This window comes from Stenotrophomonas sp. NPDC077461 (genome assembly GCF_049545475.1).
Classification (GTDB): domain Bacteria; phylum Pseudomonadota; class Gammaproteobacteria; order Xanthomonadales; family Xanthomonadaceae; genus Stenotrophomonas; species Stenotrophomonas nematodicola.
The window spans coordinates 66,720-87,861 of the sequence record NZ_JBMWDO010000004.1 but is presented as its reverse complement, the minus strand read 5'-3'; the positions used below and the strand labels follow the sequence as shown (position 1 = coordinate 87,861).

Genomic DNA, 21,142 nt, shown 5'->3' with positions numbered 1-21,142 from the left:
TCAGGGGTCCTGCGCGACCACGTTCGCGGCAGTCGGCGTGGCCAGCACCACGCACTCGCCGGGCAGCGCGACGCGATGGCCACGCTGGCGCAGGGCCTCGCCATCGGCGTGGCTGGCGTAGTGGTACAACATCATCCGCGCCTGCAGCGCGCGGCTGTACTCGCGCTCCAGGTCATCCACACCGGTGTGCGACGGATTGCCGTGCAGGCCGCAGTCGTGGGCGATCAGTTCGTTGTCGTCGGCAAAGCGCGCGAGCATTTCCGGGATCGGCCGGGTATCTCCGCTCCAGGTCAGGGCACCCTTCAGGCGCAGGCCGTAGGCGGTTTCCGGCCAGTGGTGGCGCACCGGGAACACTTCCATGCGCACGCCGTCGTGCCAGAACGCGTCACCGACCACGATCAACTGGAACGCATCCCAGAAGTTGGCACCGCCCTCGGCCAGCACGTTGGGGTAGTCGGCGACCCGCCGATGCAACAGCGGCACTACCGGGGCCGGCACGTACAGGCGGATGCGCCCGCGGCGCTGCGGCGAGAAGAACGCATCCACGAACAGGCGCTCGAACCCGGCCACGTGGTCCAGATGCACATGGGTCACGAACAACGCCTGCGGCATGTGTCCGTAGTGGGCCTGGAAGGCGGTGAGCCCCTCGCCGCCGCAGTCGATGGTCAGCCACGGCCGTCCGGCGCGCTCGATCACCGCCATCGGCGACCCCAGTTCGACGGCCGACGCATTGCCGACCCCCATGAAACGCAGCGCCCAGTCCATCAGTAACCCCGGTTCCAGGCCAGGTCGTAGGCACGGCGCAGCCGTGCATAGTCTTTTTCCACGTCGTCGTGGCTGCGTTCGCCGCGCAGCTTGATCAGCGAGCGCAGCAGCCGCTTGAGATTGCGCTCGCGCCAGCGGGTGGCGGGAATGCGCTGCACGCCGCGGTCGAAATCGATCAGCCAGCCGTGGCCGTTGGCGTCGAACAGGATGTTGTGCGCGTTGAGGTCGGCATGGTCCAGGCCGGCGCGGTGGAACCGGGCGATCAGCCGGCCGGTCTCCTCCCAGGGCGCGCCACGGCCCGCCACCAGCGCACGGTCGGCCAGCGAGCGCACGCCTTCCAGGCGTTCCATCAGGATGGCCGCGCGGTACCGCAGCCCCTCGCGCATGTAGAACGCGGCGATCGGACGCGGCACCGGCAGCTTCTGCGCGCGCAGCGCGCGCATCAGGCGGAATTCGGCGAAACTGCGGGTGTGGTTGGCGCCCCGCCAGAAATACTGGTCACGGCTGAATCTGGCCGCCACGCCGCCGCGCAGGTACTGGCGCAGCACGCTATGGCCGAACGGCGCATCGACGAACCAGGCGCCGCCGCGGCCCCCATCACCGACCGGGCGCGCACGCTCGCCCCAGTGCGCCGGCGAGAACAGGCTCATCTCGGCTTGCCGCAGCCGCTCGCGGTCGAACAGAATGGCACCCATCCCGCGTCCATCGCGGCAGGGCGTCAGCGCTTCAGTGGCGTCGAATGCGACCATTCCTTCGAGTCTAACAACACCATGCCATCAGCGTCCTCTTCCTTGTGCCTTTTGCGTTTGTCCGCACTCGGGGACGTGACCCATGTGGTCCCCCTCGTCCGCACCCTGCAGCGCGCCCGACCGGGCCAGACCCTGCACTGGATCATCGACAAGGCTGGCCACAAGCTGCTGGACGGATTGCCCGGCGTGGTGTTCCACCCCTACGACAAAAAGACCGGGCTGGCCGGGATGCGCGCGCTGCGCGCGAGCCTGCCGCCCGGCCGCTTCGAGGCGCTGCTGCAGATGCAGGTGGCGTTCCGCGCCAACGTGCTGTCGGCCTTTGTGCCGGCGCAGCGCCGGATCGGCTACGACCGCGCCCGCTCCAAGGATCTTCACGGGCTTTTCATCAATGAACGCATTCCCGACCGCCCCGGCATCCATGTACTGGACGCGATCGGCAGCTTCTGCGAGCCGCTGGGCCTGGTGCAGGACACGGTGAGCTGGGACCTGGCGGTACCGCCTGCGGCGTTCGAATGGGCGCAGGCGCAGTGGGAGGATGACGGCCGGCCGGTGCTGATCATCTCGCCCTGCTCCAGCCATGTGCGCCGCAACTGGTATGCCGATCGCTACGCGGCCGTGGCCAACCATGCCACTGCTCGCGGCTGGCGGGTGGTGCTGTGCGGTGGGCGCAGCACGCTGGAGCGGGACATGACCGATGCCATCCAGGCCCAGCTGCAGACCCCGGCACTCGACCTGGTCGGCAAGGACACGCTCAAGCAGCTCCCCGCGCTGCTTGCCCGCGCCAATCTGGTGATGACGCCCGACTCCGGGCCGATGCACATCGCCAACGCAATGGGCGCCAAGGTGCTGGGCCTGCATGCGGCCAGCAACCCCCATCGCAGCGGGCCCTACTCGGACCGCCGCTACTGTGTGGACCGCTACGACGATGCCGCGCGGAAGTTCCTCGGCAAGCCGGCCAGCGAACTGAAGTGGGGCGCCAAGGTGGAGTTCGACGACGTGATGCAGCTGATCACCGTCGAGGACGGCATTGCGGCATTCGAACGGTATGTTGCCGACCGGTAGGGCCGGGCGCTGCCCGGCACCGTCGCCGCTCATGCGCCCGCAGCGTAGTCCTTGTACGACTTCTCTTCGACGTAGGCCGAGCCCAGCGCGAGATTGATGTCTTTCTTGATCCGGGCGCGCGCGTCGTTCTGCAGGTAGACCGTGCGGGCCAGCTCGATGAAGCGCTCGTCGAAGGCCTGGGCCTTGTCCTGCAGGCGGATGTCGTCTTCGGTATCCCACAGGCGCTCGTTGACGGCCTTCAGCTCGGCGCGCAGGCGCGCGACATCCTTGACCGCAGCCGGATGCGCCATCCAGGTCTGTTCCAGCGCGCTCAACTCGGCGCGGATATTGGCCAGCTTGGCCGGATCGCTGATGCGCTCGGACTTGATCTGCAGGATGGAAATCTTGTCGAGCAGCTCGCCGAAGGACACGGGAACGAGGATTTCAGCGGTCATGGTGGGGCATCCGTTACGTGAGGCGGTCAGTTTAACGGACCGCGCCGCGCGGGGCGTCCGCCGCCGGAACGGAGCGCAGCCGACCAACGGTCGGCTCTACCGGATTGCCAATAAAAAAGCCGCCCAGTGGGCGGCTTCTTCATTGATCTGGCGGAGAGGGGGGGATTGCGGGGCGCATCCGTGCGCCCCGCCCTTCCGCGCCATGCGCTCCAGGGCCAGCCTTTCGGCTGGCCGGATTCGCTCCTGGCGAATCCGTCGAACCCCAGCGGGTGTGCGATCAACCCGGCTCCCCGTCAGACCAATAAAAAAGCCGCCCAGTGGGCGGCTTCTTCATTGATCTGGCGGAGAGGGGGGGGAGTCTCAACCACACACTCCCCCAAACCCTTGCCGCGATTGACTTGGCGCCCTAGGCACCCACAAAAGGTGTCCAAGGAAGTGTCCACAGTACCAATCACCCGCCACGTTGCCAATTACCCACATAGGACCTGGGACTGAAACTGAACGAGCGATGCTAACTCGACGAAATCTCGGCACCGATGGCCTTGCGCCAGTCTCCGCTACGAATGTTACGCCCTATCAAAAGTTCAATCTTGCGAAGGGTATCAACGTATTGCTCTTTGAACTCGGCGACGTTTTTTGCGCAATGCGTGCAGTACAACGCATACCAATAGTGGTCTCCGTAGTAGTCACCGTCATAGTTCTTACTCATCAGTTGACACTGACACGAAGGGCAAATAGGGGTAAGACTTTCAACGGATGAGTGCGGTCCAACGCCATACCCCCAGTGCCAAACAACACCGTTGAATGTGTCCCTTCTGTAACTTCGCCATGTGGGCGCAGAACTATTGGCAGCACGTATGGTGAATATAGTTCTGGCCACAATGTAGAGGAACACCACAAACGCCGATAGCCACAGAATTATAAGCAGCCAGTTCGGGTGGGACGATGGCAGCGAAAGCCAGTTCCATGCATAACCTAAGCCTGCCCATATCTTAGGCCACCAACCCTTGAACGTTGCAATAACCGACCCAGTAATCGCCAGAATTGCCCCTCCAATCACCGCGCTTCCAACTGGATCCTTCCAGATCGTTTTTATCATGCTCATTCGCGCCCCCTTGATGGACGCATCTTACCAACTTGGCGGCTGACACACGCTGGTTTAGAGATGTTCTGATGGACGCCGCCGGGGCTTCTCCTCCAGCGATGGATGGTCCTTTCTGAACGGAGAGAAGCCGGGCCTCGTATCCAAGTTCTGCTGCGGAGGGGAGTCGCCGCTCCCAACAAGGTCAGCACAGACGACTACGGCCCTCGCCAAGGTCCGTCGCATTTTGTCGCGATCCTTCTGCAACGCATCCAACGCGGCCAGATCGGCAGACCTTTTAGCCTCCTCGTAGCGCTGAAGAGCCGCGTGCAATAGAGCCCGCCGCCTTTCAAAGGCCGCTGCCTATGGGCAGGCAAAAAGCGCCATGGCGAAGGATTGGCCACCTTCCAATGTTGCAGCGAGGCCTCGACTGTTTCAAATTCGCGCTTGAGCCCCTCCCGCTCCCGAAACCGTCGTTGCTCCTCGTGTTCGTTGTCCGCCAACCATGCCTGGCACCTAGCAATCTGCCTTTGTGCTTCCCTGAAGCGAATAGCATCGGCACTCGAAAACGCCGCTAGCAGCGCCTCCGTATCACGTTGCTGGCGTTGAATCGACTGGCGGGCGTCATCTTCCAAGTCCAAACGCTCTTGAATGAGCATCAGCGCTTGGCGGGAGGATGCATCCCCGTCGATGGTCAGCCGGACGCGCCCACCACCGGAGCCGCCGCCAACGCTTACGCGCGTGGCCGGAACGCCGTGCAGCGGCGGACCATGACTTCTATGTCCCGGTTCATTGCCCCGCAGTGGACCACTGCTGAGTTGTTCACCCCATCGGGGCTTGAGAGTTGCAAGACGGTTGCCAACTGGCACTCGAAGCACCGGCTTGGTGCCATCGCTGTCAGGTCGCAATCGACAAGTATCGACTTGATCTCGGGTGAGAGGGCTGCCAGCGCGTTGCCGGTTTCGTCGGGTTCCTGGGTGGTGGTTTTCTCCATTATTGCTCCTATTTTCTGTATTGGTATCGTGGGCAGCGGCCATCAACCGTCCTTCGTTGCGAGCCCTCTGCTCCCACATGTCCCACTTACGTTGAGTGGCGGCGTTGCTGTTGCGAATACGGCTGTTGATGGCGCGCCGCGCGCGCCGCTGTCCCTGTGCGTGGCCTTCTTTCACGGTGGGCAGGCGATCTGTTTCCCGAGCCTTCACCCAATCCCCTTGCTCTATGGCGTCTTGGTTTTGGTCCACTAGAGAGCGGGCGTCCACGCGCTCCGAGTAGCCCCCCCCTGCTCCAAATGTTGGTTCATGATTTGGGCAACGGTGGTACGCAGCGCAGTGATTTCCTTCCTGCCCTGCTTGAAATCGTCGAGAATTTTTGATGCGTACGCGCCCAAGCCCTCCGCCGCGATCTGACGGGACGTGAACAAAATATGGGCGTGGTAGTTGCGCTGATCGCCTTCCTTATCGGGCGAGTGCAAAGCAATTTGGGTGGGCACCTTATAGCGGTCCACCAGCATTTGCCCAATCCCAATCGCCAGTTCACGCCGTTGCGTGTCGCTCATTTCGTGCGGCAACGCCACAATCATCTCCCTCCCCACCCGCGCGTTCTTTCGCGTTTCAGCGACCCCAGCGGCGTTCCACAACATGCTGGGATCAGCAGCCCAGGTCGGCGTATCGGCCGGGGCTAGCATTTCCACCGATACCACACCTTTTTTCCGGGTGTAGTCGTGTATCAGTCCCGTAGTGTTGTCCTCGATCCGAATACCGGCGCGGTAGGCAGCGGCGGCGGTGACGCTATGGCCTTGGCCTCGGCTGATGCTCTTTATCGAACAGTGGTAAATCGCCATGACGCTTTTTCCCCAAAACCCCAAAAGGGCCGCTTTCGGCTCCGTGGGGTGTCAGGGGCGAAGCCCCTGACCGCAGGTTTTCACCCGGAGGGGGAAAACATAACTGCGCTTTTAATAGGCCCCTTCGGACCTTTTCAAAGAACCCGCAACTACAAGCGCGGCATATATTTATATAAACAGAAAATCAGGACTTGTCGAATCCTTATTTTCTGCTTATGTAATGTGATACCCAAAACTAGGAAAACTCATGACGAAGAAATCACTGAAAGAGCGGGCAGCGGACGCCGACAAACGCGCGAGACAACTCAAGGCGCAGTTAAACCTCAAGAACAAACGCGAGCGAACGCGGGAGGCTAACGCTCAGGAACGCAAACAACTAGCTCAGGCCATGAAATGGACCTGCCAGAAAGACGCCCATCGCAAGATCGAACTCGGCGGCGTAGTGATTGCAGCGGGCGCAGATCAGATGGATCCTGCCGAACTGTGCGGACTTCTCTTGGTGGCCCTGCGCAACCTCGCGGCCGAAAAATTGCCTGCACTCAGGCAAATTGGATTGACACATTTCGAAGCGAGAAAACATTCAAGAGGAGAGGAATGATGAAACCCGATCCGATTCCAAGACAATCGAATCTTTCCCTTACCCCAGAGCAACTGCGTGTCATCCGCGTTGTGCTTGAGTACAACCACTCGCATTTCGTTCGCCGCTACCTGATGCATCCCGGCTGTATGTGCCCAGATGAGATGGTGGAGCAGATCGCCTCGGCGCTGCCCGGCACGAACTACGCCCTGCCAGTGCAGGACATCTCAGCGCCTCCCGCCGCCCCTGGAGGTCTCGCTGATAAGACTTCCGCCTAGCCATCGCATCTGGCTGTGCGCTATCGTTCACGGATTGAAAGCCACAGGGGGGAAGCGCGTGGACTACACGTTAGGCAGGCTTCTAGGCGGCGTCGCCAATGGATTGGACGCTCCCAGTTACTGGGACACCATTGCCGAGTGGGAAGAGCGAGGCACAGGCAGGAAGACCATATACGAGAAGCGATATTTCTTTCATCGCGGCGACAAGTTCACCGTCTGGGTTGCAACGGGAATTCCGGAGCCTGACTTCCAAGCAATCATGCAATGGCACCGTGAGATGTATCGCGGTGACTTCGTTGCGATCCAGAAGGAAGTACTGAAGGAAAGTATTGCGGCGGCAACCAGTTACACGAACGTAATTCTCGCTGTCGGCTACGCTGCAATGGCAGCTTTGCTTTCAGCAGGGAAGCCAACGTTCACGCCTGTGACGTACTTCTCAGCGACAATTTTCCTGTCCATTTCCGTCTTCGCATTTGTCGCGTGGGAAGTGTACGGAATGATTGTTCGGTCGAAATCAAATATTGCGCTTGCGCAGGCCGTCAATGATCCGGAGACCTTCGAGACACGAATGAGCAGGCATCAGGAAGAGATGGCGGGGACCATGCGCCGCCTTCAGCCCCTCTGGGTTCTTAACGTCGGTGTCGCCGCTGGATGCGGCATTGTCTCCTTCGCCATCATGGTATTTGCATACATCCATGCGGCGTGGATGGCGCTTTAGGCTGGCCATGTAGAGCACTCAAGCGGCCGCCCCTTCAGTCGCCTGGAGGGGCGCTCGCCATTAGACGCGAAGGCCGCCCTGCCTCAATAGGGCATTGCTGCCGACATTGATAGCCAGTTCTTTCGATGCGGCGATGATAAGGATTAAGCCGATCCCCATGAAGGGCAGGCCGATGATACCGAACATCATCATGAAAAGTGAGCCAATCGGCTCCTTCTTCCAGCAGTAGGTTTTTCCTTCGGGCGTGGTGACGCCGTAGATAAAGTTACCTTCAACATAGAGCGTGGTGGGGCCCCTGCCGTGTACCGCTTTTTGCAGGTAGGTATTGATTCCTGCGGGTGCTCGGAACTTCGAGTAGACGTTGCTGCCAATTTCGATCACCGAGTACTGACGAACGCCATTTGGCCCGAACTGAGCGTCGCCTAACAACGTGAGTTCACCTGTAATTTTGTATCCCATCCCTATTCCCTGATGTGCAATCAGCCGCGGTTGCCGCTGGGTTCAAAACCGGCGATCCACATGCGGTAGTCGTAGAAGATGGAGGCATGGGACAGATCATTGCCCTGCCCATAGAACCCCGATACCCACGCGGCGTTGATGACAATGTTGCGCATCTTGTCGCGCATGGCCTTGTCTACATCGACCTGGAACAGCAGCCGGGGCGGATTGGGGCCACGCGTGCGACTGTCGCCCTAGGTGGGCACAGCACCGAAGCGTGGCTGCGCATTCAGAAGCCCTACGAACCCAATAGAGCGACCATACGTGCTGGCCTCACCCAGATCGTTGGTTTTGGTCAATTTTGCATCCGCGCAGGTTTTGAACGTCTCCTCGCGTGAGGCTGTCGGACTACTCCAGATCGTGGCCTTGACCGTCTAACAGGGAAGGTTCCGCCCTTATTCCACGAACGTCAGTGCCGCACGAGGCCACTGCAAGCGACCTTGAATGGCTTGGTCGTGATCTTCGTTGCGGAACAACGTGGGAAAGGTCTGGCCACCACTGATCGGCGCGACGTCCCCCCGGGATTGAGTAGCACGACGGTTTGGAGTCCAATCCTCAACGACAAGGAGATTGGACGTGAAGAAGCGCTTTTCCGAAGAACAGATCATCGGCTTCCTGCGCGAGGCGGAGGCCGGCATGCCGATCAAGGATCTGTGCCGCCAACATGGCTTCAGTGAGGCCTCGTACTACCTGTGGCGCAGCAAGTTCGGTGGCATGAGCGTGCCCGACGCCAAGCGGCTCAAAGACCTGGAGGCCGAGAACACGCGCCTGAAGAAGCTGCTGGCCGAGCAGATGTTCGAGAACGACGTGATAAAGGATGCATTGCAAAAAAAGTGGTGACCGCACCGGCGCGCAGGTTGCTGGTGCGGAGCATGGTCGAGAAAGGGCTCAGTGAGCGGCGTGCGTTGGTGGTTGCACGCATGAGCGCCAGCGCGCTGCGTTACGAGCCCAGGCCGGACCACAACGTTTAACTGCGTGAGCAGATCGCGGCACTGGCACACCGGCATTGACGTTACGGCGTGGGCATGATCCATCTGAAGCTGCGACAGAGTGGGTTCGTCGTGAACTACAAGCGTGTGGAGCGCCTGTATCAGGAAGCTGGCCTGCAGGTGCGTCGCAGGAAGCGCAAGAAGGTACCTGTCGGTGAACGTCAGCCCTCGCTGCGCCCGTCCGCCGCCAACCAGGTGTGGTCGATGGATTTTGTGTTCGACCGCACCGCGGAAGGCCGAGTAATCAAGTGTTTGACCATCGTTGATGACGCCACTCACGAGGCCGTGGCCATTGAGGTTGAACGAGCTATTTCCGGGCAAGGCGTTGCCAGGGTGCTGGACAGATTGGCCGTTCAGCGCGGTTTGCCGCAGGTGATCAGGACAGAGAACGGCAAGGAGTTTTGCGGAAAAGCGATGGTGGCGTGGGCTCACGAGAAGGGAATTGCCCTGCGCCTGATCGAGCCGGGGAAGCCGAACCAAAACGCTTACGTTGAGTCCTTCAACGGGCGGCTGCGCGATGAATGTCTGAACGAGCATTGGTTCCCGACGTTGCTCCATGCCAGGACCATTATCGAAAGCTGGCGGCGTGACTACAACGAAGAACGGCCCAAGCGGGCTCTTGGCGGGCTGACGCCCGCCCAGTACGCCGCACAGTTGGCTGGAAAGAGAGATACCATCAGCACCGGACTCTAAACCCGCCCACTACTCAAGCCGGGGGGGGCGTCGGCCCTTGGGGTAATAGCCTGCTGCCATGGCCCAGTCAAAGAACAGCGACAGCCAACGCGTCTTTGTTTCGATGTAACTGTCCGCCAGTGGCTTACCGGTCCGCTCTGCGGGCGCTTGCTTCAGACTGATGACCCATTCGGCGCAGTCGGTCTTGGACAAGTCGCCCAACGCCACCCTCGCAGGTGATCGCTTACGCGTGGAGTTCTTCCACGCAACAAAGGCCTTCACCGCCTCCAACTTCTGACCTGGCGTATTGCGCGCCCCGCTGGTCAAGGTTTTGGATCATTTCTCGACTGCTATCTCAAAGGCGATGCGAGTGGATGCCGCCAGTGGCGCACCACCCACAGAGGCCACACCGTGCTCGTTCAGCAGCCGGACGGTTTCGAGGGCCGCCGCGTTGTCTTGCGCCGAACCGTCGGTTTTGACCGTGTAGCCGTGAGGACCGGCAACGACTTCAAAGTCCGCCTGCCCCTTCTGCGCGCTGCGTAGCAGTTGGTCCATGCTCTTTGCCATATCCCCTCCTTGAAGGGCCACAGCATAGCGGGAGGCGAGAACAAGGGCTTGCAGATGCGCCACACGGGCATCGCGAGTGCCGAGCGAGCGCTTGACCACCTTCAGGCCCAGCGGGCCTTGGAAGCGCTTGGGAACTTTCCAGCGGAAGTCATAGACGCCGGTAGATGACAAGACAAGGTAATTTGGCAATCGCATGAGTGTCCAAGCGAGTGCCCAAGTGCGCGCAAACAGAAACGCCCGCAAGTCATTGACTGGCGGGCGCTTCGTTCAATCTGGCGGAGAGGGGGGGATTCGAACCCCCGAGGCGCTATAAACGCCTGCCTGATTTCGAGTCAGGTACATTCAACCGCTCTGCCACCTCTCCAGATGGTCCCGGCGAACCGGGGAGCGAATGATACGGGCAGGACGCGCCGGCGACAAGTCATTGCGTGCAATGAAGTGAATTTCTTCTGTATGGATGCCTTGCCGGATGTCCGGCGGGCCGCGATCATGCCGTTCATCCCCGCAACAATCCCCGGCCTTCGCACCGCCATGATCGAATTCGGACACCTGACCCACCCCGGCCTGCGCCGTGACCTCAACGAGGACACCTACTACGGCGATGGAGAGCTGTCCCTGTGGCTGGTGGCTGACGGCATGGGCGGCCACGCCTGCGGCGAAGTCGCCAGCGCCCTCGCCCGAGAGACCATCGTGCGCGAGATACGCCGCGGCGCCACCCTCGCCCAGGCCATCCGCGTGGCCGATGAGGAGATCATCCGCACCTCGCGCCGCCGCAACGACAGCCTGCCGATGGGCACCACCGTGGTTGCCGCGCGCGTGCAGGGCAATCGCTATGAAGTGGCGTGGGTCGGCGACAGCCGCGCCTACCTGTGGCGCGATGGCACGCTGGCGCAGTTGAGCCAGGATCACAGCGTCGTCCAGGAAATGGTCAGCCAGGGCAATCTGACCGCCGAGCAGGCGCGCGCGCACCCGCACCGCAACGTGGTGACCCAGGCGCTCGGCGTGACCGACCCGGCGCACCTGAACGTGGCCACCACCACCGGCGAGCTGCGCCCGGGCATGCAGCTGCTGCTGTGCAGCGACGGCCTGACCGAGGAAGTGGAAGACCAGGGGATCGCCCGCACCCTCGCCTTCGACGACGCCAGCGCGCAGGAATGCGTGGATACCCTGGTGGCCGCTGCACTGGATGGCGGCGGCTCGGACAACATCACCGTCATCCTGGTGCGCTGCCACTGACGCCGTCCCGCCCCGGGCAGCGCCGACCACGGGTCGGCCGCCCGGGGGCTGCAGACGCTCCCGCGCGCCCGGCGCGATTCAGGCGCTGGCGGCTTCCGCCATCTCCGGCTCGCCGTCCCAGATGGCACGACCGGCCTTCTTGCGCAGTTTGGCCAGACGCGCCTCATGGGCCTCCAGCTCCGAGGCGGTGGCGACCACGCGCGGGCGCGGCAGCAGGCGCGAGGTGTCGAAGACCTGGGCGTGCGCCGTGCCCGGCCGGCCCTCATCGACCGACCCGAAGCCGATCTCCTCCTGGCCCGACGTCAGCGCGATATACACATCGCCCAGGATCTGGGCATCGAGCAGGCCGCCGTGCAGCTGGCGGTGCGCGTTGTCCACGCCCAGCCGCTTGCACAGCGCATCCAGCGAGTTGCGCTGGCCCGGGAATCGCTCGCGGGCCATTTTCAGCGTATCGATGACCGAACAGCGGTCGGTGATCCGACCGTACTGGTCACCCAGCAGCGACAGCTCGTTGTCCAGGAAGCCCAGATCGAACGCCGCGTTGTGGATGATCAGCTCGGCGCCGTCGATGAAGGCCAGGAAGTCCTCGGCCACCTCGGCGAACGTGGGTTTGTCGGCGAGAAACTCCAGGGTCAGGCCGGTGACTTCCTGCGCGCCGGGTTCGAACTCGCAGTCGGGCTTGAGGTAACGGTGGAAGTGGTTGCCGCTGGGTCGGCGCTCGAGGTATTCCACGCAGCCGATTTCGACGACGCGGTTGCCCTTCTTCCACTCCAGGCCGGTGGTTTCGGTATCCAGGATGATCTGACGCATGGGCTCAGTGTACCGGTCCAGTGGCGCGGATCCGCATGGCCGCGTCGCGGGCGAGCTGGTCCACGCGCTCGTTGTCCGGGTCGCCGGAATGCCCCTTCACCCAGCGCCAGTCGATGGTGTGGCGCAGGGTGGCCGCGTGCAGGCGCTCCCACAGTTCGCGGTTCTTGACCGGATCACCGCCGGCGGTCTTCCAGTTCTTGCGGATCCAGCCCGGCATCCACTGGGTCAGGCCCTGGCGCACGTACTGGGAGTCGGTGAACAGCACGATGTTGCAAGGCTCGGTCAGCGCCTCGAGTCCGGAAATGGCTGCCATCAGCTCCATCCGGTTGTTGGTGGTGTGCGCTTCACCGCCGCTCAGCTCGCGCTCGTGCGCGTTGTAGCGCAGCAGCGCCGCCCAGCCGCCGGGGCCGGGATTGCCAAGGCAGGAACCGTCGGTGTGTATTTCAATTGTTTTCATTGCAGTCCAGATCAGGTCGCCACGGTGCCGTGCCAACGGCGTACCGGCAGTGGCGTTGGCCCCGGCAGGGCCAGGGTGCGTTTTTCAGCAGTGAACAGACAGGCCGCGCGCAGTGGCGCCAGGCTGCTGCGGTCGGGCGCGCGGTCGCGCCACATCGGGCCGAGGTAGCGCAGTTCCTCACAGGTGAGCCCCGCCTGGGCCAGGGTATGGCGCAGGCGCTGCGGCGAGCGCACCACCAGGCCGTGCCGGCGCCATTGGCTGCGCCACGGGCTGAACGGATTGAGGGTGGACAGCCACAGGCGGCCGCCGGGCATCAGCACGCGCGCGCACTCGTCGATCAGGTGCTCGGCGTCGCGCGCGGTCACATGCTGCAGGACGATGGCGTTGACGCTTTCGCCGGGCAGCGGCAGCGGCAGGCCGCAGCGGGCGTCGCCGGCGTAGCCCCCTGCGTCGCGGTACAGGCGCAGGCCGCGTCCAGGCAGTGTGGCCTGCTCCAGCCATGCAGGGGTCGGGGCGATCCACAGCCACGGGGTCACCGGGTGCACGGACAGCAGCGGATGCAGGCGCTCGAACTCCAGGCGGCGCAACGCCTGCGCCGGTTCAGTATCAAACCAGGATGCGACTGTCGCTTGACGGGGGCGCGGCGCGGCGGGCATGGTCCAATTCTATGCGACTGACCGCCCTGCCCGCCTTCGCGGACAATTACATCTGGACGCTGGTCGCCGACGACGGCCGTGCGTTGATCATCGACCCCGGCCAGGCCGCGCCCGTGCTGGCCGCCGCAGCGCAGCAGAACTGGCGTCCGGAGGCCATCCTGCTCACCCATCACCACGACGACCACATCGGCGGCGTGGCCGAACTGCAGGCCCGTTTCCCGGGGGTGGAGGTGTATGCGCCGGTGGAACCGCGCATCGACCTGCCTGCCCATCGGGTCGCCGAAGGTGAATGCATTCAGGCATTGGGGCTGGGCTTGCACGTAGTATCCGTGCCCGGGCACACCCGGAGCCACATCGCGTTTCACACCGCTGAACACCTTTTCAGTGGCGATGCGCTGTTCAGCCTGGGCTGTGGGCGCATGTTCGAAGGTACGCCGTCCCAGCTTCTGGCATCCCTGCACAAGCTGGCGTCCCTGCCGTCGCAACTGCTGGTCTGTTGCGCCCACGAGTACACCGTGTCAAATGCCGTCTTCGCGCGGCATGTCGACCCCACCAACGCTGCGTTGTCGCAGCGCCATGAGGAGGCTTTGGCCATGCGCCGCGATGACCGCCCCACGCTGCCGGTAACCCTGGCAAGCGAGCTCCAGTGCAATCCGTTCCTGCGTACCCATACTGCCGTGATCCAGCAGGCCGTCAGCGCCCATCTGGGTCGTCCCGTCACCGATGACGTCGACGTGGTCGCCGGTCTGCGGCGCTGGAAAGACGGATTCAGTACGTGAGTCGGCGATTGTTGCCGCTCGCGCTTGGCCTGGCGATCGCCGTGGCCGGCAGCGCGGGCGCCCAGTCGTTGACCGCCGGCATGTCGCAGAACGTCGCAGGGCTGTCCTCGCTGCCACTGGACCCGTCCGCCCTGCCGCCGCCGTCGGTGCGCAATGGCCAGGAGATCTTCGCCAGCTTCCGTGAGGGCCTGGCCGAGCCGACCTGCAATACCGAGGCCACCAGCCCGCGCTGGCAGAAGCAGTTCGCCCACGCCCCGTCCCGCCTGGCCAACCAGGATGATGACGCCTTGGTGCTGTTCGGCTATGTGGTCGAAGAGCTGCGCAAGGCCGACCTGCCGACCGAATTCGCGCTGATCCCGTTCGTGGAGAGTGGCTACCGCCCCAACGCCCGCAACGGCAGTGGGCCGACGGGCCTGTGGCAGTTCATCGCCACCACCGCCAGGAACCACCGCGTGCAGATGACGCCGGGCTACGACGGCCGCCTGTCGGCGGTGGACTCGACCCAGGCGGCGGTGCGGTACCTCAAGACGCTGCACGGCATGTTCGGCGGCGACTGGCGCCTGGCCACAATGGCCTACAACGCCGGCGAGTACCGGGTGCTGCAGTCGCTGCGCAAGGCCGGCATGAACGCGCAGAATGCGCGGCCGGCCGAGCTGCCGGGTCTGTCGCCGATCACCTATGCCTACGTCGAGAAGCTGCATGCCCTGGCCTGCGTGCTTGAAGACGCCGAGACCGAGCCGGCAGTGATGGCCTCGCTGGACCGGACCGTGCCGGTGCTCAAAGGTCACACCCTGCCCGCGGGTACCAGCGTGCAGCAGTGGGCCGCCCAGCGCTCGCTGGACCCGGCACGCATCGCACGCCTCAACCCGGCCCTGGCAAGCGGCAAGGGCCGCCCGTCCGGGCAGGTGACCGTGCTGGCCCCGACCACGCACGCGCCCGTGGACGCCAGTGCCAGTGTCGCCGCCGTGGCCAGTGCCCCGGCCTCCCCGGTAGAGGCGACCAGTCCCCGCAACGCACCCGCTCCGGCCAACAGCCGCACGGTGGCCAGCGCCGATCGCCCGCGCAGCCGCCGCCACACCGTGCGCGACGGCGAGTCGGCGTGGACCATCGCGCGCCGCTACGGCATGCCGCTCAAGGCGCTGCTGTCGCTCAATGGCTTGTCCGGCAGCAGCGTACTCAAACCTGGCGCGGTGCTTCGCGTCGAAGACTGAGCCACCCGCCCGGTCGATACCTGTCAGAAGCCCGGCCATGCCGGGCTTTTTTTGTCAGGCGCACAACGCAGAAAGCCCGGCGATGCCGGGCTTTCTGCTGTCCCTGGAACCGGGGTCGGTTACAGGTTCGCTTCTTCGGTCTGCACCTTGTAGTGCTTGCGCATGGCCTGGATGTAGGCCTTGGCCGCGGCCATGCCGTCGATCTGGCTCAGCTGCTGCTTGAGCTGCTGCTGCTGCTCCGGCGTGACCTCAGCCACGTTGCCCGGGGTGACCTTGTTCACCGCGAACACCAGGTAACGCCCCTGCACCTCGACCTTGCCGTAGGTCGGCTTGCCTTCCGCCGGCTGCGCCGCAGAGAACACCGCGCGGTTGATTTCCGGGGTCGGTACCGGCTGCGTGCGCGGCAGGCCCGGCAGCGGGCTGATCTGCAGCTGCTCGCTGGCCTGCAGCGCCTGCAGGGCCTGTCCGGCCTTGAGCTTGGCCAACAGAGCATCCACGGCCTTTTCCGACGCCTGGCGGGTACGGTCGGCATGGATCGCCGCGATCACCTGCTCACGCGCCTTGTCCAGCGGCAATGCCTGCTCGGGGGTGTGCTCGGTGACGCGGATCATCACGCTGTGGTTCGGTTCCAGCTCGATCGGGTCGCTGACCGTGCCGTCCTGCGTCAGCACGTCGGAGAATGCAGCGCGCAGCACGGCCGGGTTGGTGGCGATGCCGCTGGCGGTGGCGCGGTTGAACGGGCCCAGGGTCTGCACCGGCAGACCGATCTCCTTGGCCGCGCCTTCCAGCGAGGTCGGGTTCTTGTAGACCAGATCCACCAGGCGGCCGCTCAGCTCAGTGAACGCACGGTCGTTGTCGGCCTTGAGCTGTTCGGCGGCCAACTGGTCGCGCACCTCCTCAAATGCACGGCCCTCGCCGCCCTTGAGTTCGCGCAGCTTCAGCACGTGGTAACCGAAGTCGGTCTTGACCGGCCCGGTCACGTCACCGACCTTCATCGCAAACAGCGCGTCTTCGAACGGCTTGACCATCGCACCACGCTCGACCCAGCCCAGATCACCGCCGGTGCCCTTGGATCCCGGATCTTCGGAGTTGGCATTGGCCAGCGCGGCGAAATCGGCACCCGGCGCCTTGGCCTCGGCGGCAATGCGCGTTGCCTTCTCTTCGGCGGCCTTGAGCTTGGCCGGGTCGCTGCCGTCGGCGGCGATCAGGATGTGCGAGGCCAGACGCTGTTCGGGCGTGGCGAAACGCGCCTTTTCATCGTCATAGCGTTTGCGCAGCGTGGCCTCATCGGCGGGCGCCGCGGCCGGCAGGTTCGCGCCATTGATCTCCACATACTCCAGCGCCACCGTCTCCGGCTGGCGGAAGTCCTTCAGATGCGCGTCGTACCACTGCTTGATCTGCGCGTCGGTGACCTCGGCGGTATCGGCCGGCGTTTCCGGCAGCGCGGCGATCTCCACGTCACGCGTTTCGCCCAGCAGCTTCATCAGACGCTCGGCTTCGGCCTGGGTGGTGAAGCCGGACAGCTGCAGCGCCGAGGGCACCACGGACTGCTGGATGCTCTCGCGCACCAGCGCCTCGAACTGCGTCGGGGTGCGCGGCGGGTTGCTGCTGGCCAGTGCGATGCGGTACTGGTCGTTGTTGAACTTGCCGTCCGGTCCGATGAACCCGGGGATCGACACGATGTAGTCGCGCACGGCCTTGTCACCGATCACGATGCCGGACTGTTCGCCGGCCAGGCGCACGACCTGCTCGTCGATCATCTGGTCGAGCACGGCCAGCTTGTTCTCGGTGCTTTCGAACTCACGCGGGTCGAAATTCTCGCCCTGCTCCTGACGCGCCTGCTGGCGGGCCTGTTCAAAACGCACGCGGAAGTCCTGCGAGCTGATCTCGTGGTGCTGCCACAGGAACGACATCGGCCACCATGACGGTGCCGACTTCCACCAGGTTGGCGGCGCCGCCACCTTGGCCACGTTCTGCGCACCGACGCCACCGAGGTAGCTGTTGTCGATCACGAACAGGAACGGAATCATCAGCAGCCCCAGGATCACGGTGACGATCCAGCCTGAGGTCTTGTCGCGAAGTTTCTGCAGCATGGGAAGAATCAAGGCCTGATTGGCGAGCCCGGCAGTGTAACCCGCTTCGGGCGCGGCTCCAAAAGCGGCGCGGCGGCCTGCAGTCGCGGGCTTTCCACGCGCGGGCGGGAACGACACGTGCGGGGGCGGCGGACGCGCAAAAGAAAGGCCCCTGGTTTGCACCAGGGGCCCTCAAGAATTGGCGGAGCGGACGGGACTCGAACCCGCGACCTCCGGCGTGACAGGCCAGCATTCTAACCAGCTGAACTACCGCTCCGCGCTTGAAACTTTGCAGGCGCTCATTATATCCGAAGATATTCTGAAAAACCTACCCCGATTTACTGCTTTTCGAGGATTTATTTACAACTGGCGGAGCGGACGGGACTCGAACCCGCGACCTCCGGCGTGACAGGCCAGCATTCTAACCAGCTGAACTACCGCTCCGCGCTTGGACTCTTCTGTTTTCCGCAGCGACTCGCACCGTTGCAGAAAACAAGGCCCCCGATTGCTCAGGGGCCCGGTGTAGTGGCGGAGCGGACGGGACTCGAACCCGCGACCTCCGGCGTGACAGGCCAGCATTCTAACCAGCTGAACTACCGCTCCACTTTCAAACCAGTGTTACTGGCAGTGCTTGGTGGGTGCTGAGGGTTTCGAACCCCCGACCCTCTCCGTGTAAAGGAGACGCTCTACCGCTGAGCTAAGCACCCCAGCAAGCCGCTTAGTTTACGGCATCCTTCAGGGCTTTGCCAGCCTTGAACGACGGATTCTTCGAAGCAGCGATCTTGATGGTGTCGCCGGTCTTCGGGTTGCGGCCGGTACGGGCAGCGCGCGCACGGACCTGGAACGTGCCGAAGCCAACCAGCGTCACCGCTTCACCGCCCTTCAGGGCCTTGGTGACGGAAGCGATGACGGCATCGACGGCGCGGCTGGACTCGGCCTTGGTCAGGTCGGCGGCTTCAGCAACGGCGTCGATCAATTCGGTCTTGTTCATTCTCTACAGCTCCTTTGGCGGGGATTCCGCGTATTCGACAGTAAAGCATCCGACCGACAGTGCAGTCGGATACCGTGAAGTTCTCAGTTCGCCGAATTCAGTTTTTTGCTGACTCGCGAGTGGTGCTTTTATACCAGTCGCCCCCTACCCACGCAAGCTGAAAAGCCAATAACGACGCGGGTTTCGGCGATTTCCAGATGGCGCGTCAGTGCTTGACGCGCGTCGTGGAAGCTGTCTTGCTCTTGCCGCGCACTGTGACGCGCTGCCCATCTTTACCGGGCTTCTTCGGCGTCAGCGGTGTCTCCAGCGCCAGGTCGAGCACTTCTTCGATCCACTTCACCGGCACGATCTTCAGATCACGGGTGACGTTGGCCGGGATGTCCGCCAGATCCTTGCGGTTCTCCTCGGGAATGATCACCGTGGTGATGCCACCGCGCAGCGCCGCCAACAGCTTCTCCTTGAGGCCACCGATGGCGGTCACACGGCCGCGCAGGGTGATCTCACCGGTCATGGCGACTTCGGCGCGGATCGGCACCTTGGTCAGCATCGACACCAGCGAGGTCACCATCGCGATGCCGGCGCTGGGACCGTCCTTGGGCGTGGCACCGTCCGGCACGTGGACGTGCACGTCATGCTTCTGCAGGAACTCGGCGTCGATGCCCAGGCGCTCGGCACGCGAACGCACCACCGACAGGGCGGCCGACGCCGATTCCTTCATCACGTTGCCGAGCTGGCCGGTCAGGATCAGCGCGCCCTTGCCCGGGACGAGGGTGGATTCGATCTGCAGCAGGTCGCCGCCCACCTCGGTCCAGGCCAGACCGGTCACCAGGCCGATCTCGTTCTGTTCCTCGGCACGGCCGAAGTCGAAGCGGCGCACGCCCAGGTACTTGTCCAGGTTCTTGCCAGTGACCGACACCAGGGCCTTCTTCTTCGCCCCGGCCTTCTTGCCGGCCTTGGCCGGCTTGGCCGCCGCGACCGGACCGGCCAGTGCGATCTCCTTGACCACCTTGCGGCAGATCTTGGCGACTTCGCGCTCCAGGTTGCGCACGCCCGATTCGCGGGTGTAGTAACGCACCACGTCCTGGATGGCGTCGGCCCCGATGTCCAGTTCCTCCGGCTTCAGGCCGTTGGCCTTGAGCTGCTTGGGCACCAGGTAGCGCATGGCGATATTGAGCTTCTCATCCTCGGTGTAGCCGGGGATGCGGATGACTTCCATGCGGTCCAGCAGCGGGCCGGGGATGTTGAGCGAATTGGAGGTCGCCACGAACATCACTTCGGACAGGTCCAGGTCCACTTCCAGGTAGTGGTCGTTGAACGCGTTGTTCTGCTCGGGATCGAGCACTTCCAGCAGCGCCGACGACGGATCGCCACGGAAGTCCATCGACATCTTGTCGATCTCGTCCAGCACGAACAGCGGGTTCTTGCTGCCGACCTTGTTGAGGTTCTGCACGATGCGGCCCGGCATCGAGCCGACATAGGTGCGACGGTGGCCGCGGATCTCGGCCTCGTCGCGCACGCCGCCCAGGCTCATGCGCACGAACTTGCGGTTGGTCGCCTTGGCGATGGACTGGCCCAGCGAGGTCTTGCCAACGCCCGGCGGCCCGACCAGGCACAGGATCGGCCCCTTCATCTGCTTCACCCGCGACTGCACGGCGAGGTACTCGAGGATGCGGTCCTTGACCTTGTCCAGGCCGAAGTGATCGGCATCGAGCGTGTCCTGCGCGGCCTTGAGGTCCTTGCGCACCTTGGTGCGCTTCTTCCACGGCACGCCCAGCAGCCAGTCCAGGTAGTTGCGCACGACCGCCGCTTCGGCCGACATCGGCGACATCTGCTTGAGCTTGTTGAGCTCGGCCTTGGCCTTGGTCTCCACCGGCTTGGGCATGCCCGCCTCGGCGATCTTGCGGGCCAGCTCTTCCAGTTCGCCCGGCGCGTCGTCCAGATCACCCAGTTCCTTCTGGATGGCCTTCATCTGTTCGTTGAGGTAGTACTCGCGCTGGCTCTTTTCCATCTGCGACTTCACGCGGCCGCGGATGCGTTTTTCCATCTGCTGCACGTCGATTTCGCCGTCGACCAGGCCGACCAGCATTTCCAGGCGGTCGCCGATCTGCAGGGTCTCCAGCAGGCGCTGCTTGTCGGCCAGGCGCACGCTGATGTGCGCGGCGATGGTATCGGCCAGACGCGCCGGTTCGTCGATGCCGGCCAGGGTCTGCAGCAGTTCCGGCGGCAGCTTGCGGTTGGTCTTGACGTACTGCTCGAACAGCGACATCAGCGAACGGGCGATCGCTTCGATCTCACGCGGCTCGCGCGATTCGTCCGATTCGATTTCCACGCCCACGCCATGCAGCGAGCCGTCGCGCTCGGTGACCTGGGTGACGTTGACGCGCGACAGGCCTTCCACCAGCACCTTGATGGTGCCGTCGGGCAGTTTCAGCAGCTGCAGCACCTGGGCCAGCGTGCCGACCTGATAGAGGTCGGCCGCAGCCGGGTCGTCGGTCTCGGCCGACTTCTGCGCGAGCAGCAGGATGCGCTTGTCCGCCTCCATCGCCTGCTCCAGCGCATGCATGGACTTGTCGCGGCCGACGAACAGCGGAATGACCATGTGCGGGAACACCACCACGTCACGCAGCGGCAATACCGGCAGGTCGAGAGTCTCAGTAGGGGAACGGGCCATGTGGGCTCCAGTGGAACAGTGGGAATGGC

The 21,142-nt window shown here is 63.7% G+C and carries 21 protein-coding genes, 5 tRNA genes and 1 pseudogene; 8 read left to right on the top strand and 19 right to left on the bottom strand.

All coding sequences use genetic code 11. The features are described 5' to 3' along the window. Window positions 1–765 carry an MBL fold metallo-hydrolase gene (locus ACPEH8_RS08985; protein ID WP_017355636.1) on the bottom strand — a complete coding sequence of 255 codons (765 nt, stop codon included), beginning with the start codon at window positions 763–765 and terminating at the stop codon, window positions 1–3. Then, window positions 765–1,514: a 3-deoxy-D-manno-octulosonic acid kinase gene (locus tag ACPEH8_RS08980; protein ID WP_017355635.1), complete on the bottom strand. Its 750-nt coding sequence runs from the start codon at window positions 1,512–1,514 to the stop codon at window positions 765–767. Before ACPEH8_RS08980 ends, ACPEH8_RS08985 begins: the two co-directional genes overlap by 1 nt. Before the next feature lie 21 nt (window positions 1,515–1,535). Between ACPEH8_RS08980 and ACPEH8_RS08975 the strand changes: the two genes are divergently transcribed. After that, window positions 1,536–2,576, top strand: a complete 1,041-nt coding sequence (locus ACPEH8_RS08975) for a glycosyltransferase family 9 protein (protein ID WP_017355634.1) — start codon at window positions 1,536–1,538, stop codon at window positions 2,574–2,576. Window positions 2,577–2,605: 29 nt separating this feature from the next. Here ACPEH8_RS08975 and ACPEH8_RS08970 read toward each other — a convergent pair whose 3' ends face one another. The 3 genes from ACPEH8_RS08970 to ACPEH8_RS08960 form a co-directional block, all read right to left on the bottom strand. Further along, window positions 2,606–3,010: a DUF6165 family protein gene (locus tag ACPEH8_RS08970; RefSeq protein WP_017355633.1), complete on the bottom strand. Its 405-nt coding sequence runs from the start codon at window positions 3,008–3,010 to the stop codon at window positions 2,606–2,608. Window positions 3,011–4,824: 1,814 nt separating this feature from the next. After that, window positions 4,825–5,085: a hypothetical protein gene (locus ACPEH8_RS08965; RefSeq protein ID WP_423666535.1), complete on the bottom strand. Its 261-nt coding sequence runs from the start codon at window positions 5,083–5,085 to the stop codon at window positions 4,825–4,827. Window positions 5,086–5,331: 246 nt separating this feature from the next. Then, complete coding sequence (locus ACPEH8_RS08960) at window positions 5,332–5,931, bottom strand: MobA/MobL family protein (RefSeq protein ID WP_423666533.1); 600 nt, start codon at window positions 5,929–5,931, stop codon at window positions 5,332–5,334. A 247-nt stretch (window positions 5,932–6,178) separates the two neighbouring features. Here ACPEH8_RS08960 and ACPEH8_RS08955 point away from each other — a divergent pair, with 247 nt between their 5' ends. From ACPEH8_RS08955 to ACPEH8_RS08945, 3 genes are read left to right on the top strand one after another with little or no spacing between them, the layout of a single operon-like run. Next, entirely contained in the window at window positions 6,179–6,529 is a 351-nt protein-coding gene (locus tag ACPEH8_RS08955) for a conjugal transfer protein TraD (protein WP_423666531.1), read from the top strand. Beyond that, window positions 6,529–6,786, top strand: coding sequence for a hypothetical protein (locus ACPEH8_RS08950; protein WP_423666529.1), 258 nt, complete (start codon window positions 6,529–6,531; stop codon window positions 6,784–6,786). Before ACPEH8_RS08955 ends, ACPEH8_RS08950 begins: the two co-directional genes overlap by 1 nt. A gap of 58 nt (window positions 6,787–6,844) precedes the next feature. After that, window positions 6,845–7,504, top strand: a complete 660-nt coding sequence (locus tag ACPEH8_RS08945) for a hypothetical protein (protein ID WP_423666527.1) — start codon at window positions 6,845–6,847, stop codon at window positions 7,502–7,504. 60 nt (window positions 7,505–7,564) lie between these two features. On the opposite strand, the gene ACPEH8_RS08940 is transcribed toward ACPEH8_RS08945, so the two are convergent. Together ACPEH8_RS08940 and ACPEH8_RS08935 are read right to left on the bottom strand one after the other, a co-directional pair. Beyond that, window positions 7,565–7,963 (bottom strand): hypothetical protein, encoded by a 399-nt coding sequence (locus tag ACPEH8_RS08940; RefSeq protein WP_423666525.1) that lies wholly within the window; start codon window positions 7,961–7,963, stop codon window positions 7,565–7,567. Between the two features lie 20 nt (window positions 7,964–7,983). Further along, complete coding sequence (locus tag ACPEH8_RS08935) at window positions 7,984–8,130, bottom strand: hypothetical protein (protein WP_423666523.1); 147 nt, start codon at window positions 8,128–8,130, stop codon at window positions 7,984–7,986. A 508-nt stretch (window positions 8,131–8,638) separates the two neighbouring features. Here ACPEH8_RS08935 and ACPEH8_RS08930 point away from each other — a divergent pair. Further along, window positions 8,639–9,684, top strand: a pseudogene (locus ACPEH8_RS08930) (IS3 family transposase). Between the two features lie 315 nt (window positions 9,685–9,999). Here the strand turns inward: ACPEH8_RS08930 and ACPEH8_RS08925 are convergent. Beyond that, window positions 10,000–10,425, bottom strand: a complete 426-nt coding sequence (locus ACPEH8_RS08925) for a DUF6538 domain-containing protein (RefSeq protein ID WP_423666521.1) — start codon at window positions 10,423–10,425, stop codon at window positions 10,000–10,002. A gap of 78 nt (window positions 10,426–10,503) precedes the next feature. Then, window positions 10,504–10,594: transfer RNA gene (locus ACPEH8_RS08920), tRNA-Ser, on the bottom strand. A 167-nt stretch (window positions 10,595–10,761) separates the two neighbouring features. Here ACPEH8_RS08920 and ACPEH8_RS08915 point away from each other — a divergent pair. After that, window positions 10,762–11,466 (top strand): PP2C family protein-serine/threonine phosphatase, encoded by a 705-nt coding sequence (locus tag ACPEH8_RS08915; protein WP_026070711.1) that lies wholly within the window; start codon window positions 10,762–10,764, stop codon window positions 11,464–11,466. 78 nt (window positions 11,467–11,544) lie between these two features. On the opposite strand, the gene dnaQ is transcribed toward ACPEH8_RS08915, so the two are convergent. Genes dnaQ through ACPEH8_RS08900 form a run of 3 tightly spaced genes read right to left on the bottom strand, consistent with a single transcriptional unit; the run spans window position 11,545 to window position 13,389 of the window. Next, window positions 11,545–12,276: a DNA polymerase III subunit epsilon gene (gene dnaQ / locus ACPEH8_RS08910; RefSeq protein WP_136005587.1), complete on the bottom strand. Its 732-nt coding sequence runs from the start codon at window positions 12,274–12,276 to the stop codon at window positions 11,545–11,547. A 4-nt stretch (window positions 12,277–12,280) separates the two neighbouring features. Next, complete coding sequence (rnhA, locus tag ACPEH8_RS08905) at window positions 12,281–12,733, bottom strand: ribonuclease HI (RefSeq protein WP_017355630.1); 453 nt, start codon at window positions 12,731–12,733, stop codon at window positions 12,281–12,283. Between the two features lie 11 nt (window positions 12,734–12,744). Continuing rightward, window positions 12,745–13,389, bottom strand: a complete 645-nt coding sequence (locus ACPEH8_RS08900; RefSeq protein WP_017355629.1) for a hypothetical protein — start codon at window positions 13,387–13,389, stop codon at window positions 12,745–12,747. Window positions 13,390–13,400: 11 nt separating this feature from the next. Between ACPEH8_RS08900 and gloB the strand changes: the two genes are divergently transcribed. Both gloB and ACPEH8_RS08890 read left to right on the top strand, forming a co-directional pair. Further along, window positions 13,401–14,168, top strand: a complete 768-nt coding sequence (gene gloB, locus ACPEH8_RS08895; RefSeq protein WP_136005583.1) for a hydroxyacylglutathione hydrolase — start codon at window positions 13,401–13,403, stop codon at window positions 14,166–14,168. Then, window positions 14,165–15,379 carry a transglycosylase SLT domain-containing protein gene (locus ACPEH8_RS08890; protein WP_423666519.1) on the top strand — a complete coding sequence of 405 codons (1,215 nt, stop codon included), beginning with the start codon at window positions 14,165–14,167 and terminating at the stop codon, window positions 15,377–15,379. The genes gloB and ACPEH8_RS08890 overlap by 4 nt, the downstream gene beginning before the upstream one ends. 119 nt (window positions 15,380–15,498) lie before the next feature. Here the strand turns inward: ACPEH8_RS08890 and ACPEH8_RS08885 are convergent, their stop codons facing one another. The 7 genes from ACPEH8_RS08885 to lon all read right to left on the bottom strand — a co-directional run bounded on the left by ACPEH8_RS08885 (window position 15,499) and on the right by lon (window position 21,113). Further along, window positions 15,499–17,472 carry a peptidyl-prolyl cis-trans isomerase gene (locus ACPEH8_RS08885; RefSeq protein WP_423666517.1) on the bottom strand — a complete coding sequence of 658 codons (1,974 nt, stop codon included), beginning with the start codon at window positions 17,470–17,472 and terminating at the stop codon, window positions 15,499–15,501. A 179-nt stretch (window positions 17,473–17,651) separates the two neighbouring features. After that, window positions 17,652–17,728, bottom strand: a tRNA-Asp gene (locus tag ACPEH8_RS08880). A 90-nt stretch (window positions 17,729–17,818) separates the two neighbouring features. Then, a tRNA-Asp gene (locus ACPEH8_RS08875) sits at window positions 17,819–17,895 on the bottom strand. 82 nt (window positions 17,896–17,977) lie between these two features. After that, window positions 17,978–18,054, bottom strand: a tRNA-Asp gene (locus tag ACPEH8_RS08870). Between the two features lie 29 nt (window positions 18,055–18,083). After that, window positions 18,084–18,158, bottom strand: a tRNA-Val gene (locus tag ACPEH8_RS08865). 11 nt (window positions 18,159–18,169) lie between these two features. Then, window positions 18,170–18,442: an HU family DNA-binding protein gene (locus ACPEH8_RS08860; protein ID WP_017356992.1), complete on the bottom strand. Its 273-nt coding sequence runs from the start codon at window positions 18,440–18,442 to the stop codon at window positions 18,170–18,172. A 205-nt stretch (window positions 18,443–18,647) separates the two neighbouring features. Further along, entirely contained in the window at window positions 18,648–21,113 is a 2,466-nt protein-coding gene (gene lon, locus ACPEH8_RS08855) for an endopeptidase La (RefSeq protein ID WP_017356991.1), read from the bottom strand. Window positions 21,114–21,142 lie beyond the last annotated feature (29 nt).